The organism is Streptomyces sp. DSM 120436, assembly GCF_055778765.1.
Window position 1 is genome coordinate 1,967,586 of sequence record NZ_JBSKBS010000002.1, and the last position, 13,568, is coordinate 1,981,153.

Genomic DNA, 13,568 nt, shown 5'->3' on the forward strand with positions numbered 1-13,568 from the left:
AGGGGCCACCCCGCGCTTCACACCGGACCACCCTACGGGGCGACATGGTGACAGCGACGCCTCTTCCGACGACGAGACGACCTACAAGGACCTGAAGTGAATATCCGCTCCCTCACTCGAGGCGACGGCGTGGTGATCGGAGCAGCCGTACTGCTGTTCATCGCGTCGTTCCTCGATCTGTACTCGATCGACGGCGCCCCGGACAGCACGGACATCCCCAGCCTGTGGGCGAGCGGTCCGGTGCTGCTGAGCGTGGTGCTGGCGGGACTCATCGCCGCGGCCCTGATCGTCCTCGCCCGGGGCCTGCCGCAGGCGCCGAAGGTCGCGGGTCTGGAGCTGGCGCCGTTCGGTGTGGCCTTCGCGGTGTTCGCCGCCTGGAGCGCGCTGGGCAACGTCTTCGACCCGGCGGGCGGCCTCGACAACTTCGACGGCGCCGGTGACGGCCCCGACGCGGGCCTGGGCGTGATCCTCGCCCTCGTCGCCACGCTGGTGATGGCGGCGGCCGCCGTGGCCACGCCGCTGGTCCCGGCGCTCAAGGGCGCGCTGCTCCCGGCCGCCCGTCCCGCCGCCCCGCAGCAGCCGTACGGCGCGCAGCCGCCCGGCGGTTACGGCTACCCGGGCGCCCAGCAGGCGTCCTTCGGCGGCGGCCAGCCGGGGCAGCCCGGCCAGCCGTACGGCGGTCAGCCGCAGCAGGGTCAGCCGGCCGCGCCGCCCTCCGCCCCCGACTTCTCCCCGTTCTGGTTCGCCGTGCCGGTGCCGCGTCCGCTGTTCCCCGAGGACGGCTCGCCCACGCCGATCGCCGAACTGGCCCCGGGTACCTGGTACCTGGCGGTGGAGCAGCGCGGTCAGGCGCTGGTCGCGCAGACGCAGGACGGCCGCCGCGGCGTCCTCCAGGACACGTCGGGCATCCAGCGCGGCTGAGCCCCGGCCCCGTCCCCGACGGCCCCTCGCCCCTGCGGGCGGGGGGCCGTTCGCGTGCGCGGTCCGCGAACGAGGCTGGTTTCAAGCGGGCGTTCGGGGCCAGACGGACATCATGTCCCCTCGATATCGCTCTGGTTCCACCTCCGCGGGAAGGGTCATCGCGGTGATCGCGGACGTCATGGCCTTCATCCTCGGACTGTGGATTCTGATGTATCTGCTGGACGCCAACCGGGCCAACGACCTGGTCCAGTTCGTCCATGACGCGGCCAACTGGCTCGCCGCCTGGTCGCGGGACCTGTTCACCTTCGACGAGGAATGGGCCCGGGTGGTCTTCGGCTACGGACTGGCCGCCGTCGTCTACCTGTTCATCGGCCACGCCATCGCCGGCCGCCTGCGCCGCCACTGAACCGGACCGCCCCGACCCCCGGCCCGGTCGCGGGACCCGGGGGTCCGGGGGGGCACCCCCGGGAGAACACAGCACCTTCGACGAGAAGCGGGCCCGGGTCGTCCTCGGCTACGAACCGGCCGCCGCCGTCCACCTCTTCACCGGCCACGCCATCACCGGCCGCCTGCGCCGCCACTGAACCGGGCCGCCCCGGCCGGGCGGTTCAGACGTCCGGGCAGCAGTCCGGGTCCATGCCCTTGGGCAGCTGGTCCCCGCCGAAGACCGCGCAGGTCGGCTCGTGACCGCCGAGGGCGGCGACGGCCAGCAGCAGCGAGCCGGCCGTCCAGGTGGTCAGCTCGCGCGGCCAGACCGCGTCGTCGTCGAAGACGTACCCCGTCCAGTACAGGCCGCTCTCCGGGTCGCGCAGGTGCCGGATGGACTGGAGCACCTCCAGCGCGCGGTCGGACTCACCCGTGGCCCACAGGGCCAGGGCCAGTTCGGCCGACTCGCCGCCCGTCACCCAAGGGTTGGGCACCACGCAGCGCACTCCGAGGCCGGGCACGACGAACCGCTCCCAGCCCTCCTGGATGCGCTCGCTCGCCTCCGCGCCGGTCAGCGCACCGCCCAGCACCGGGTAGTACCAGTCCATCGAGTAGCGGTTCTTGTCGAGGAACCGCTCCGGGTGGCGCCGGATGGCGTGCCGCAGCGCGCCCACGGCCAGCTCCCAGCCCGGCTGGGGCTCCTCGCGCTGGTCGGCGATGGCGAGGGCGCAGCGCAGCGCGTGGTGGATGGAGGAGGAGCCGGTGAGCAGCGCGTCCGTGACGGGGGTGCCGTCGTCGTCGCGCCGCCAGCCGATCTGTCCGCCGGGCTGCTGGAGCGTCAGCACGAACTCCACGGCCGCGCGGACGGCGGGCCACATGCGGTCCAGGAAGGTGTCGTCGCCGGTGGACAGGTAGTGGTGCCACACGCCGACCGCGATGTAGGCGACGAAGTTGGTCTCCCGGCCACGGTCGGTGACGTCGTGCGGGTCGCCGTCGGCGTAGGCCGCGTACCAGGAGCCGTCGTCGAGCTGGTGGCGGGCCAGCCACAGGTAGGCCCGCTCGGCCGCCTCGTGCTCGCCCGCCGTGTCCAGCGCCATCGCGGCCTCGACGTGGTCCCACGGGTCGAGGTGGTGGCCCCGGAACCACGGGATGGCGCCGTCCTCCCGCTGCACGGCGAGGATCCCGGCGACGGTCCGCGCCGCCTGCTCGGCCGTCAGCACGCCCGTGAGGACGAGGTGTTCGAGGCGGGGGGTGCGGGGGTCGCCGGCCGGCCGGGAGGTCGTCACGTGGCGTCCGCCTCGACGCGCGGCAGGTGCGGCTTGGTCGCGTAGGCCACGAAGCTCTTGCCGATCACCGGGTTCAGCGCCCGCTCGGCGACCCGGGTGGCCAGCGGCTTCTTCATGATGTCCCAGACCAGCAGCTTGTGGTACGCGCGGACCGGCAGCGCCTTGTCGTTGTCGACGCCGAACGCGCACTTCAGCCACCAGTACGGCGAGTGCAGGGCGTGGGCGTGGTGGGTGCCGTAGGGGCGCAGGCCCGCCTCGCGGATCTTGGCGAGGAGTTCGTCCGCCTTGTAGATGCGGATGTGGCCGCCCTCGACCTCGTGGTAGGCGTCGGACAGGGTCCAGCAGACCTTCTCCGGGCCGTAGCGCGGGACGGTGATCGCGATCCGGCCGCCGGGCTTGAGGACCCGCACCATCTCGGCGAGCACGCCCTTGTCGTCGGGGATGTGCTCCATCACCTCGGAGATGATGACCACGTCGAAGGACTCGTCGGGGAAGGGCAGGGCGAGGGCGTCGCCCTCCATGGCGGTGGCGGTGGCCCCGGCGGGCGCCTCACCGGCCTCCTTCATCGCCGCGAACCACTTGGCGACCTCGCGGATCTCCTCGCCGTTCTGGTCCAGCGCGACGACCCGGGCGCCGCGCCGGTAGCACTCGAAGGCGTGCCGTCCGGCGCCGCAGCCGAGGTCCAGGACGCGGTCGCCCGGGGCGAGCGGGAACCGGGAGAAGTCGACGGTCAGCACGTGGCCCTGCTTTCACGGTCGGAGGTGTCGGCCGCGGTCACGGGTACGCCGCCCGTGTCCGCGGGAGCGTCGGGGACGAGGTCGAGGTCCGCGGGCGCCGGGGTACGCCGGTCCGGGGCCGTCCCGTGCGGGGCCTCGCCCCGGCCGGCGCGGGCGGTCTCGATGGCCTCGCGGTAGCGGGCGACGGTGCCCTCGGCGGCGCGTGCCCAGGTGAAGTTGGCCAGCACGCGCTCGCGTCCGGCGGCGCCGAGGCGGGCGCGCAGGCCGGCGTCGCCGAGCAGCCGGGTCAGCGCGGCGGCCAGCGCGCCCGCGTCGCCGGGCGGCACGGCCAGGCAGGTCTCCCCGTCGCGTCCCGCCACCTCGGGGATGGCGCCGCCGGTGGTGGCGACGAGCGGGGTCCCGGTCGCCATGGCCTCGGCGGCCGGGAGGGAGAAGCCCTCGTACAGCGACGGCACGCAGGCGACCTGCGCCGAGCGCACCAGGTCGACGAGTTCGGCGTCGGAGATGCCCTTGACGAACTCGACGGCGCCCTCGAGGCCGTAGCGCTCCATCGCCTGGGCGACAGGGCCCTCGGCGGGCCGCTTGCCGACCACGACGAGGTGGGCGTCGGGCTGCTCGGCGCGCACCTTGGCGAGCGCCTCGACGAGGAAGACCAGGCCCTTCAGCGGCACGTCGGCGCTGGAGGTGGTGACGATCCGGCCCGGGACGACCGCGACGGACGGGTCCGGGGAGAACAGCTCGGTGTCGGCGCCGATGTGGACGACGTGGACGCGGTCCCGCCGCACGCCGAGGTCCTCGACGATCTCGGCGCGGGAGCTGCCGGAGACGGTGAGCACGGACGGCAGCCGGCGCGCGACGCGCTTCTGCATGCGGGTGAACCCGTACCAGCGGCGCACGGACATGCGGCGCTGCCAGGTCCCGGCGGCGTCCAGTTCGAGGCGGCGGTCGACGGTGATGGGGTGGTGAACGGTGGTCACCAGGGGCGCGCCGAGGTCGCCGAGGAGGCCGTAGCCGAGGGTCTGGTTGTCGTGGACGACGTCGAAGTCGCCGCGGCGGGCGCGCAGATGGCGGCGGGCGCGCAGCGAGAAGGTCAGCGGCTCGGGGAAGCCGCCGGTCCACATGGTGCCGACCTCGAGGGCGTCGATCCAGTCGCGGTACTCGTCGCGCTTCGGGGTGCGGAAGGGGTCCGGCTGGCGGTAGAGGTCGAGGCTGGGCAGCTCGGTGAGGCTCAGCCCGTCGTACCCCTCGTCGAGCACCGGGTAGGGCTGGGCGCCGATGACCTCGACGCGGTGCCCCAGGCGGGCCAGTTCGCGGGAGAGGTGGCGCACGTAGACGCCCTGGCCGCCGCAGAACGGGTTTCCCTTGTAGGTGAGGAGCGCGATGCGGAGCGGTCGCGAGCCGTCGGATGCGGGGCCCGCCGAGGGCCCGGCCTGACTGGCCTCAGCGGTCACTGCGGGGCCCCCTTCTGCCTGCGCTGTCCCGCGACAGTACGACGGGACGCCGATCTAGAACAAGTTTCAGAGTTGATCGTTCGGAGGATCCGAATCTACCGGCAGGTAAGGAGGCCGGCAGCGGTGGATCAGGTGATTCACGCCACGGCGGACGCCGTGCCATGCTGTCCGATCATCGATCCTCACCGACTGTCACGGACGGACCCATGCCCGCGGATGCCCACAGGACCAAGGCGGCGCCGGACGCCGGGCGCGCCGACCCGGCCGCCCCGCTCACGGAGCGGCAGGAGGCCCGGCGGCGGCGCATCCTCGAGGCGTGCGCGCGGCTGGCCTCGCGGGGCGGCTTCGACGCGGTGCAGATGCGCGAGGTCGCGGAGTCCTCGCAGGTGGCGCTCGGCACGCTGTACCGGTACTTCCCGTCGAAGATCCACCTGCTGGTGGCCACGATGCAGGACCAGCTGGAGCACCTGCACGCGACGCTGCGGAAGAAGCCGCCGGCCGGCGAGACGGCGGCGGAGCGGGTCGCCGGGACGCTGATGCGGGCGTTCCGCGCGCTGCAGCGCGACCCGCACCTGGCGGACGCGATGGTGCGGGCGCTGATCTTCGCGGACCGCAGCGTGAGCGCGGAGGTGGAGCAGGTCTTCCGGCGGACGACGGCGATCGTCCTGGACGCGATGGACCTGGCCGACCCGACGCCCGAGCAGCTCTCGGCCGTGCGGGTGGTCGGGCACACCTGGCACTCGACGCTGATCACCTGGCTGTCGGGGCGCGCCTCCATCGCGCAGGTGAGCGCGGACATCGAGACGGTGTGCCGGCTGATCGACCTGACGGCGCCGCCGGCCTCCGACCAGCCGTGACGAAATTCTCGACAGCGCTTCCGGCGTCGCCGCCCGCCCCTCCCGCCGGCGGCTCCTCGACCGCCTCGACGCCCGGCGTGCGTGAGCGGACCCCGGCGTGGACGTCCAGATCACCGAGCTGGACATCGGGGGCTCGGGCCAGGCCCAGGCGGCCGGCCACGGGACCGCGGTCCGCGCCTGCCCGGCGGTGAGCCGCGGCGCCGGCATCACGGTAGGGGGCGTCCCGGACAAGTACTCGTGGCGGGCGAGCGGCACCCCGCTGCTGTGCGACGACACCTGCGACAAGAAGCCCGTGTACGACGCCGTGCTGAGCGCGCCGGGCGGCGTTCCAGGTGACCCGGGCGACCCCGGCGGCCCCGGCGACCCGAACGCGGCCTGCACCGCCTCCTGACCTGCCCCGCCCCGCCCCGTCGGCCCGCACCCGTCCCACGGGTGCGGGCCGTCCCACGGATGCCGTGACCCCCGTCACCCCCCGTGTCCCCGCCCCTCCCCGCGCACGCGACCGTCCCGGAAGCCCGTTCGACGGGCGGGTAGAGTGGCCGCGTCGTATCACAGTCGTACGGGGGGAAGCCGGTGCGAATCCGGCGCTGACCCGCAACCGTGAGCCGTCGCGAGACGGTGAGCCGGAATGCCCCGCACGGATCGTGACCGGCTCACGTGCCCGGCATTCCGCCGACGCACGGGCACCGTCGAGGTATACGGAGCCGAGCCGCCGGGGTGTCCCGCGCTGCCCGGCCCTCTTCAGGGAGAGGCACCCGCCCGTCATGAACGTCCGCCGCAGCGCAGCGGTGCTGGCCGCCGTCGCCGTCCTCGGCGCCGCCGCACCGGCCGCAGCCGACTCGTCCCCGTCACCGTCCCGGCCCGCGCTGCCGTCCGCGCTGTACGGCGACACCGACCCGCAGTACGACGGGGTGTGGCGCCAGTCGCTCGCCCTGCTCGCCCAGCACGCCGCCGGCGTCGAGCCGCCGAAGGCCGCCGTCGGCTGGCTGGCCGGCCAGCAGTGCGCCGACGGCTCCTTCGCGCCGTTCCGGGCCGACCCGTCCGCCGCGTGCGACGCGAAGACCACGGTCGACACCAACCAGACCGCCGCCGCCGTGCAGGCGCTCGTCGCGCTCGGCGGCCACGACGCCGTCACGGAGAAGGCCGTCGGCTGGCTGAAGTCCGTGCAGAACGAGGACGGCGGCTGGGGCTACACCGCGGGCGGCGCCAGCGACACCAACTCCACGTCCGTCGTCATCGGCGCGCTCGCCGCCGCCGGCGAGGAGCCCGGCGCGGTGAAGAAGGGCGGCAAGTCCCCCTACGACGCGCTGCTCGGCCTGGAGCTGCCCTGCACGGGCGAGGGCGCGGGCGCGTTCGCGTTCCAGCCGGAGAAGGACGGCTCGCTGGCCGCCAACGCCGACGCCACGGCGGCGGGCGTGCTCGGTGCGCTCGGCAAGGGCCTGCTGGTCGAGCCCGGCGAGGGCGAGGGCGCCGCGGCCGGCTCCTGCGTCAGGGCCACCACCCCGGAGCAGGCCGCCGCCAACGGCGCCGCCCACCTCACCGACGCGCTCGCCGCCAAGGGGTACCTCCTCGCCCCGACGCCCGGCGGCGAGGAGCAGCCCGACTACGGCAACACCGCCGACGCGGTGATCGCGCTCGCCGCGCGGGGCGACACGGCGCAGGCGGAGAAGTCGCTCGCCTGGCTGGAGAGGAACGCCGTGGACTGGGCCGCGCAGAACGGGCCCGGCGCCTACGCCCAGCTCATCCTCGCCGCGCACGCGACGGGCGCGGACCCGCGCGCCTTCGGCGGCGCCGACCTGGTGAAGCAGCTCCAGGCCGCCGGCCCGGCACAGGAGCGCGCGGCGGCGGACCGGCGCGCGGAGAACGAGGAGAACGAGGAGAACGAGGAGAACGCGGGCTCCGCGTCCGTCGTGTGGTGGATCGCCGGCGGCGTCTGTCTGGTCGCGGCCGTCGGCGCCGGCTTCCTGATCGCCGCCCGCGCCAAGAGGCGGCAGCCGTGATCCGCCGGGTCACCGTGCTCCTCCTGGCCGCGCTGCCGCTCCTGCTGGCGGGCGCCGGCCAGGCCCAGGCCGCCGGGTACCGCTACTGGTCCTTCTGGGAGCGGGACGGCTCGGCGTGGACGTACGCCACCGTGGGGCCGTCGCTGTCCCGGCCCGCCGACGGCGATGTGCAGGGCTTCCGCTTCTCGGTCAGCGAGGACTCCGGCGACGCCGCGAAGCCGCGCGGCACCGCCGACTTCGACGCGATCTGCGCGCGGACGCCCGCGAAGGACGGCACGAAGCGGGTGGCGCTGGTCCTCGACTTCGGCACGCCCGCCGACGCCCCGTCCGGGGAGCGGCCCCCGGCCGGCCGCACGGCCTGCGCGCAGGTGCCGGAGGACGCCACGGCGGCGGAGGCGCTGGCCTCGGTCGCCGAGCCGCTGCGCTACGACAGCAACGCGCTGCTGTGCGCGATCGCGGGCTATCCGGCGAAGGGCTGCGGCGAGCAGGTGGCCGGGGGCGGGAAGGAGTCCGCCCCCGGCACGGAGTCCGGCACGGAGGAGACCTCCGCGCCGGACGACGGCGGCTCCGGGCCCTCGGTGGGGCTGATCGCCGGTGCGGCGGTGGTGGTCGTGCTGGGCGCCGCGGCCGTCTGGCAGGCCCGCCGCCGTGCGTGAGTCACGCGGCTCCGGGCGTCCGGGCCTCGCCCGGCCGCGCCCGGAGCGGGGGGCGCCGCCCGTCGGCGTCCCCGTCCCCCGCGCGCGCCGCGCCCCGCTGCACCCCGGCGCGTGGTGGCTGTGGGCCCTCGCGCTGGGCACCGCGGCCACCCGCACCACCAACCCGCTCCTGCTCGCCCTCCTGATCACCGTCTCCGGGTACGTCGTGGCCGTCCGCCGCCCGCACACGCCGTGGGCCCGCTCCTACGGCGCCTTCGTGAAGCTCGCCGCCGCCGTGCTGGTGCTGCGGCTCGCCTTCGCGGTCGTCCTCGGCTCGCCGATCCCCGGCACCCACACCCTGTTCACGCTCCCCGAGGTGCCGCTGCCCGACTGGGCGCAGGGCATCCGCCTGGGCGGCCGGGTCACCGCCGAGGGCCTCGCCTTCGCCCTGTACGACGCGCTGCGGCTGGCCGCGCTGCTCATCTGCGTGGGCGCCGCGAACGCCCTGGCCAGCCCGTCCCGCCTGCTGAAGTCCCTGCCGGGCGCCCTGTACGAGCTGGGGGTGGCCGTGGTGGTGGCGCTGACCTTCGCGCCGAACCTGATCGCCGACGTACGGCGGCTGCGCGCCGCCCGCCGCCTGCGCGGGCGTCCCGACAAGGGCGTGCGCGGGCTGGTCCAGGTGGGGCTCCCGGTCCTCGAAGGCGCCCTGGAGCGCTCGGTGTCCCTGGCCGCCGCGATGGACGCGCGCGGGTACGGCCGTACCGCCGAGGTGCCGCCCGCCGTGCGGCGCGCCACCGCCGCCCTCACGCTGGGCGGCCTGCTCGGCGTCTGCGCCGGGACGTACGGGCTGCTCACCGCCGAGGGCGGCAGGTACGGGCTGCCCGTGCTGCTCGCCGGCCTGGTGTCCGCGCTGGCGGGCCTCCGGCTCGGCGGGCGGCGCACCCTGCGCACCCGCTACCGCCCGGACCCGTGGGACGCCCGCGCCTGGCTGGTCACCGCGTCCGGCGCGGCCGTGGCGGCGCTCCTGATCCTGGCCGGCTCGCTCGACCCCGGGGGCCTGAACCCCGGTGTGGTCCCGCTGGAGCCGCCCACCCTGCCCCTGTGGCCGGCGGCGGCCGTGCTCATCGGTCTGCTGCCCGCCTTCGTCACCCCCGCCCCCGAGGCGGTCCGCGACCCCCGCGAGGAGCCGACCCCGTGATCCGCTTCGAGAACGTGTCGGTGACCTACGACGGCGCGGCACAGCCCTCCGTGCGAGGCGTCGACCTGGAGGTCCCCGAGGGCGAACTGGTCCTGGTGGTGGGCCCGTCCGGCGTCGGCAAGTCGACGGTGCTGGGCGCGGTCAGCGGACTGGTGCCGCACTTCACCGGCGGCACCCTGCACGGCCGGGTCACGGTCGCGGGCCGCGACACCCGCACCCACAAGCCGCGCGAACTCGCCGACGTGGTGGGCACGGTGGGCCAGGACCCGCTGTCCCACTTCGTGACGGACACCGTAGAGGACGAACTCGCCTACGGCATGGAGTCGCTGGGCCTGCCGCCGGACGTGATGCGCCGCCGGGTCGAGGAGACCCTGGACCTGCTGGGCCTGGCCGGCCTGCGGGACCGCCCGATCTCCACGCTGTCCGGCGGCCAGCAGCAGCGGGTGGCCATCGGCTCCGTCCTCACCCCGCACCCGAAGGTGCTGGTCCTGGACGAGCCGACGTCCGCCCTGGACCCGGCGGCCGCCGAGGAGGTCCTGGCGGTCCTCCAGCGCCTGGTGCACGACCTCGGCACCACGATTCTGATGGCCGAGCACCGCCTGGAGCGGGTCGTCCAGTACGCCGACCAGGTCGTGCTGCTGCCGGGCCCCGGTGAGCGCCCGTGGATGGGCGCTCCGGCGGAGGTCATGGCGGTCTCCCCGGTCTGCCCGCCGGTGGTCGAGCTGGGGCGCCTGGCCGGCTGGTCCCCGCTGCCCCTGACGGTCCGCGACGCCCGCCGCAGGGCCGCGCCGCTGCGCGAGCGTCTGGAGGGGGAGCGGCCCGGGCGGGACGCCGCCCCGCCGCGGCCCGCGCCCCCGGTGAAGCGCCGCTTCACACGCGCGAGGAAGCAGAACGCCGACGCCCCCGAGCCGGTGGCGGAGGTGCGGTCCCTCGCCGTCCGCCGCGACCGCGTGCGGGCGCTGACCCACGTGGACCTCACGGTGTCGCCCGGTGAGACGATCGCGCTCATGGGCCGCAACGGCGCGGGCAAGTCGACGCTGCTCGGCGCGCTGGTGGGGCTGGTCCCCCCGTCCTCCGGGTCGGTCCGCACCGGCGGCGCGGTCCCGCACCGCACCCGCCCCCGCGACCTGGTCCGCAAGGTCGGCCTGGTCCCCCAGGAGCCCCGGGACCTGCTGTACGCGGACACGGTGGCGGCGGAGTGCGCGGCCGCCGACCGGGACGCGGAGGCGGAGCCCGGCACCTGCCGCGCGCTGCTCACCGAGCTGCTGCCGTCGGTGGCCGACGACCTCCATCCCCGCGACCTGTCCGAGGGCCAGCGGCTCACCCTCGCCCTCGCGGTGGTGCTCGCCGCACGGCCGCCCCTGCTGCTGCTCGACGAGCCGACCCGCGGCCTGGACTACGCGGCGAAGGCCCGGCTGGCGGCGATCCTGCGCGGCCTGGCCGCCGGGGGCCACGCCCTCGTCATGGCGACGCACGACGTGGAGCTGGCGGCGGAACTGGCGGACCGGGTGGTGCTGCTCGCCGAGGGCGAGGTGATCGCGGACGGTCCGTCGGCGGAGGTGGTCGTGGCGTCACCGGCGTTCGCCCCGCAGGTGGCGAAGATCCTGGCGCCGCAGCCCTGGCTCACGGTCGCCCAGGTGAAGGAGGCGCTGGAGCGATGAGCACGCCGATCCCCGCGCGGCCGGCGGACCGCCAGGCCCGCGCCCTGCGTCTGGGCCCCCGCTCCTGGCTGGCGCTGGCGCTGGTGAGCGCGGTGGGCGTGGCCGGGTTCGGCTGGCCGTTCCTCGCCCCGCCGAAGTCGGCGGTGAACGCGCACGCCGCCGACGCGCCGTGGCTGTTCGCGGGGCTGCTCGTCCTGCTGGTCGCCGTGGTGGCGGCGGCCCTGTCGGAGTCGGACCTGGGCGCGAAGGCGGTGGCGATGCTCGGCGTCCTCGCGGCGGTGGGCGCGGCCCTGCGCCCCATCGGCGCGGGCACGGCCGGGCTGGAGCCCATGTTCTTCCTGATGGTGCTCAGCGGCCGGGTCCTCGGACCGGGGTTCGGCTTCGCCCTGGGCTCGGTCACGATGTTCGCGTCCGCGCTGCTCACCGGCGGGGTGGGCCCCTGGATGCCGTTCCAGATGCTGGCGATGGGCTGGTTCACCATGGGCGCGGGCCTCCTGCCGGGCCCCGACCGGCTGCGCGGGCGCGTCGAGGTCTGGATGCTCGCCGTGTACGGCTTCCTGGCCGCCTTCGCCTACGGCACCGTGATGAACATGGCGGGCTGGCCCTTCATGCGGGAGCTGGCCTCGAGCATCGCCTTCAACGGCGACGACCCGGTGTCCGCCAACCTGGCCCGCTTCGTCGTGTACTGCCTGGCCACCTCCCTGGGCTGGGACCTGGGGCGGGCCGTGATCACGGTGGTGCTGACGCTCACCGTCGGGGCGACGGTGCTGCGGGCGCTGCGCCGCGCCACGCGCAGGGCCGCTTTCGAGGCGCCGGTCACCTTCGCCGACGCCCCTCGGTAGGCGTGCGTGCGCGCCGCGCACACGAGTCGGTGAAGCACCCCACATGACCCGGGTCACATACGAAGGAGCACCGTAGGCGGGCGGCGGAGTCAGGTGGCGGCAGCCCGCCCGAAACCGGACCTGGCGGACATGGGGACCCACCCCCCTCCGACCGCCGGTAGTAAAAGGGGCCTTTGCGGGCAAACGCCGGATTTGTTTCTGTGGAGCGGTCGCCGGGCGCCGACGTCCCCCACGGGTCGCGGCGCCGCCGTGCGCCCCGCCTCCCGGCGCGGCCGCGACTCCCCCGCTTCCGACCGAAAGGCCGCCTGTGTCCGCCGCTTCCCTCCTCCGCTCCGTCGCCACCCCGAAGAAGGCCCTCGCCGGCGCCGCCCTGACGGCCGCCACGTGCGGCACGCTGATCGCCGCCGCGCCCGCGCAGGCCGCGACCACGGCGGCGCCCGCCTCGGCCGCCTCGGCCCAGGCGACCGCGAAGAAGATGATCGGCAACTCGGCCGAGTTCCAGTGCTTCTCGAACATCGTGGCGCACGAGAGCAAGCTGGAACCCGCAGGCCACCAACGCCTCCAGCGGCGCCTACGGCCTGGTCCAGGCGCTCCCGGCCGCCAAGATGGCCTCGGCCGGCTCCGACTGGAGGACCAACTCGGCCACCCAGATCAAGTGGGGCCTGGACTACATGAAGGACCGCTACGGCAGCGCCTGTGACGCCTGGTCCTTCTGGCAGGCCAACCACTGGTACTGATCACCCCGGCCACCCCCCGTACCGAAGGCGGCGACCCCCTGATCCCCGGGGCCGCCGCCTTCGCCTGTGGTCGGCCCAGCGCCCGCGTCCGGCCCGGGACGAGCGGGAGCCGCCCGCCGGGGCCGCCCGGCGCGGTGCGGGCGGCCGTCGGCGTCCCCGGCCTCACAGGGCGGTACGGCTAGGTCTCCCCGGCCGCCCGCGGTCACGCCATGAAGTCCTCGACGAGTGCGGGCGGGTCGGCGGCCCCGGTGGCGTGCGCCTCCCAGCCGGGGCGTGCCAGGTCGAAGACGACGCCCGGCAGCGGCCGGCCGAGGACGCGCTCGATCACCCCGTCGGCGTGCAGGTGCCGGACCAGGCCGATCACGGCGTCGCGGAAGTGCGCGCGCAGCAGGCGGGCCCGGGCGGCCACGTCCCCGTCGTCCAGCACCCGGTCCAGGTCGAACTCGCCGTCGCACCAGGCGCCGAGGCGCCGCACCTCCTCGACGTACACCTGGCTGCCGACCGGGTCCTCGGGGACGTTGCCGAGCCTCTCGAAGCCCTCGAGCGGCCAGTAGGCGTAGTTCCAGCGCGCCTCGCCGCCGTCGTCCGGGTCGCGCTCCCGCTCGTACCGGCTCTCGGTGGTGTGCCCGATGGCCACGTGAGGGCGGCGGCCGTCGTCCATCCGCCGGACACGGAAGGACAGGGCGCAGGTCTCGGGCCTCGATCCGGCGGGGAAGCGTTCGAGGACGCCGACGGCCGCGGTCCGCAGACGGGCGAGGAAGGTCTCCGGTCGATCCGTCGTCCGAGGAGCATCCCATCCGTCAACGACGGGTGACGG

At 75.4% G+C, this 13,568-nt stretch carries 12 protein-coding genes, 2 pseudogenes and 1 riboswitch; of the genes and pseudogenes, 10 read left to right on the plus strand and 4 right to left on the minus strand.

Going from position 1 to position 13,568, the window contains the following annotated elements:
• Positions 1 to 96: 96 nt before the first annotated feature.
• Together ACWH4W_RS31015 and ACWH4W_RS31020 are read left to right on the plus strand one after the other, a co-directional pair.
• The gene (locus ACWH4W_RS31015) at positions 97 to 921 is read left to right on the plus strand and encodes a hypothetical protein (RefSeq protein ID WP_473079117.1); all 825 of its coding nucleotides are present in this window, start codon (positions 97 to 99) and stop codon (positions 919 to 921) included.
• Positions 922 to 1,033: 112 nt separating this feature from the next.
• Complete coding sequence (locus ACWH4W_RS31020; protein ID WP_473079118.1) at positions 1,034 to 1,327, plus strand: hypothetical protein; 294 nt, start codon at positions 1,034 to 1,036, stop codon at positions 1,325 to 1,327.
• Positions 1,328 to 1,529: 202 nt separating this feature from the next.
• Here ACWH4W_RS31020 and ACWH4W_RS31025 read toward each other — a convergent pair whose 3' ends face one another.
• Genes ACWH4W_RS31025 through ACWH4W_RS31035 form a run of 3 tightly spaced genes read right to left on the minus strand, consistent with a single transcriptional unit; the run spans position 1,530 to position 4,821 of the window.
• A complete protein-coding gene (locus ACWH4W_RS31025; protein WP_473079119.1) occupies positions 1,530 to 2,633 on the minus strand; it encodes a prenyltransferase/squalene oxidase repeat-containing protein in 1,104 nt (367 codons plus the stop codon).
• Positions 2,630 to 3,370, minus strand: coding sequence for a class I SAM-dependent methyltransferase (locus ACWH4W_RS31030; RefSeq protein WP_473079120.1), 741 nt, complete (start codon positions 3,368 to 3,370; stop codon positions 2,630 to 2,632). Before ACWH4W_RS31030 ends, ACWH4W_RS31025 begins: the two co-directional genes overlap by 4 nt.
• On the minus strand, positions 3,364 to 4,821 hold the full coding sequence (locus ACWH4W_RS31035) for a glycosyltransferase family 4 protein (RefSeq protein ID WP_473079121.1): 1,458 nt from the start codon (positions 4,819 to 4,821) through the stop codon (positions 3,364 to 3,366). The genes ACWH4W_RS31030 and ACWH4W_RS31035 overlap by 7 nt, the downstream gene beginning before the upstream one ends.
• Before the next feature lie 206 nt (positions 4,822 to 5,027).
• Here ACWH4W_RS31035 and ACWH4W_RS31040 point away from each other — a divergent pair, with 206 nt between their 5' ends.
• The 8 genes and pseudogenes from ACWH4W_RS31040 (at position 5,028) to ACWH4W_RS31075 (ending at position 12,751) form a co-directional block, all read left to right on the plus strand.
• A complete protein-coding gene (locus tag ACWH4W_RS31040; RefSeq protein ID WP_473079122.1) occupies positions 5,028 to 5,678 on the plus strand; it encodes a TetR family transcriptional regulator in 651 nt (216 codons plus the stop codon).
• 85 nt (positions 5,679 to 5,763) lie between these two features.
• Positions 5,764 to 6,066: pseudogene (locus ACWH4W_RS31045) on the plus strand (endo-1,4-beta-xylanase); the annotation flags it as partial.
• Positions 6,067 to 6,241: 175 nt separating this feature from the next.
• Positions 6,242 to 6,312, plus strand: a riboswitch (cobalamin riboswitch).
• A gap of 130 nt (positions 6,313 to 6,442) precedes the next feature.
• Positions 6,443 to 7,678 (plus strand): prenyltransferase/squalene oxidase repeat-containing protein, encoded by a 1,236-nt coding sequence (locus ACWH4W_RS31050; protein ID WP_473079123.1) that lies wholly within the window; start codon positions 6,443 to 6,445, stop codon positions 7,676 to 7,678.
• The gene (locus tag ACWH4W_RS31055) at positions 7,675 to 8,334 is read left to right on the plus strand and encodes an SCO2322 family protein (RefSeq protein WP_473079124.1); all 660 of its coding nucleotides are present in this window, start codon (positions 7,675 to 7,677) and stop codon (positions 8,332 to 8,334) included. Before ACWH4W_RS31050 ends, ACWH4W_RS31055 begins: the two co-directional genes overlap by 4 nt.
• The gene (locus ACWH4W_RS31060; RefSeq protein ID WP_473079125.1) at positions 8,327 to 9,511 is read left to right on the plus strand and encodes an energy-coupling factor transporter transmembrane component T; all 1,185 of its coding nucleotides are present in this window, start codon (positions 8,327 to 8,329) and stop codon (positions 9,509 to 9,511) included. Before ACWH4W_RS31055 ends, ACWH4W_RS31060 begins: the two co-directional genes overlap by 8 nt.
• Positions 9,508 to 11,172: an ABC transporter ATP-binding protein gene (locus ACWH4W_RS31065; protein ID WP_473079126.1), complete on the plus strand. Its 1,665-nt coding sequence runs from the start codon at positions 9,508 to 9,510 to the stop codon at positions 11,170 to 11,172. The genes ACWH4W_RS31060 and ACWH4W_RS31065 overlap by 4 nt, the downstream gene beginning before the upstream one ends.
• Positions 11,169 to 12,014, plus strand: a complete 846-nt coding sequence (locus ACWH4W_RS31070; protein WP_473079127.1) for an ECF transporter S component — start codon at positions 11,169 to 11,171, stop codon at positions 12,012 to 12,014. The genes ACWH4W_RS31065 and ACWH4W_RS31070 overlap by 4 nt, the downstream gene beginning before the upstream one ends.
• A gap of 307 nt (positions 12,015 to 12,321) precedes the next feature.
• Positions 12,322 to 12,751 (plus strand): annotated as a pseudogene (locus ACWH4W_RS31075) (aggregation-promoting factor C-terminal-like domain-containing protein).
• A gap of 202 nt (positions 12,752 to 12,953) precedes the next feature.
• Here the strand turns inward: ACWH4W_RS31075 and ACWH4W_RS31080 are convergent.
• A complete protein-coding gene (locus ACWH4W_RS31080) occupies positions 12,954 to 13,412 on the minus strand; it encodes a hypothetical protein (protein WP_473079128.1) in 459 nt (152 codons plus the stop codon).
• Between the last annotated feature and the right edge of the window lie 156 nt (positions 13,413 to 13,568).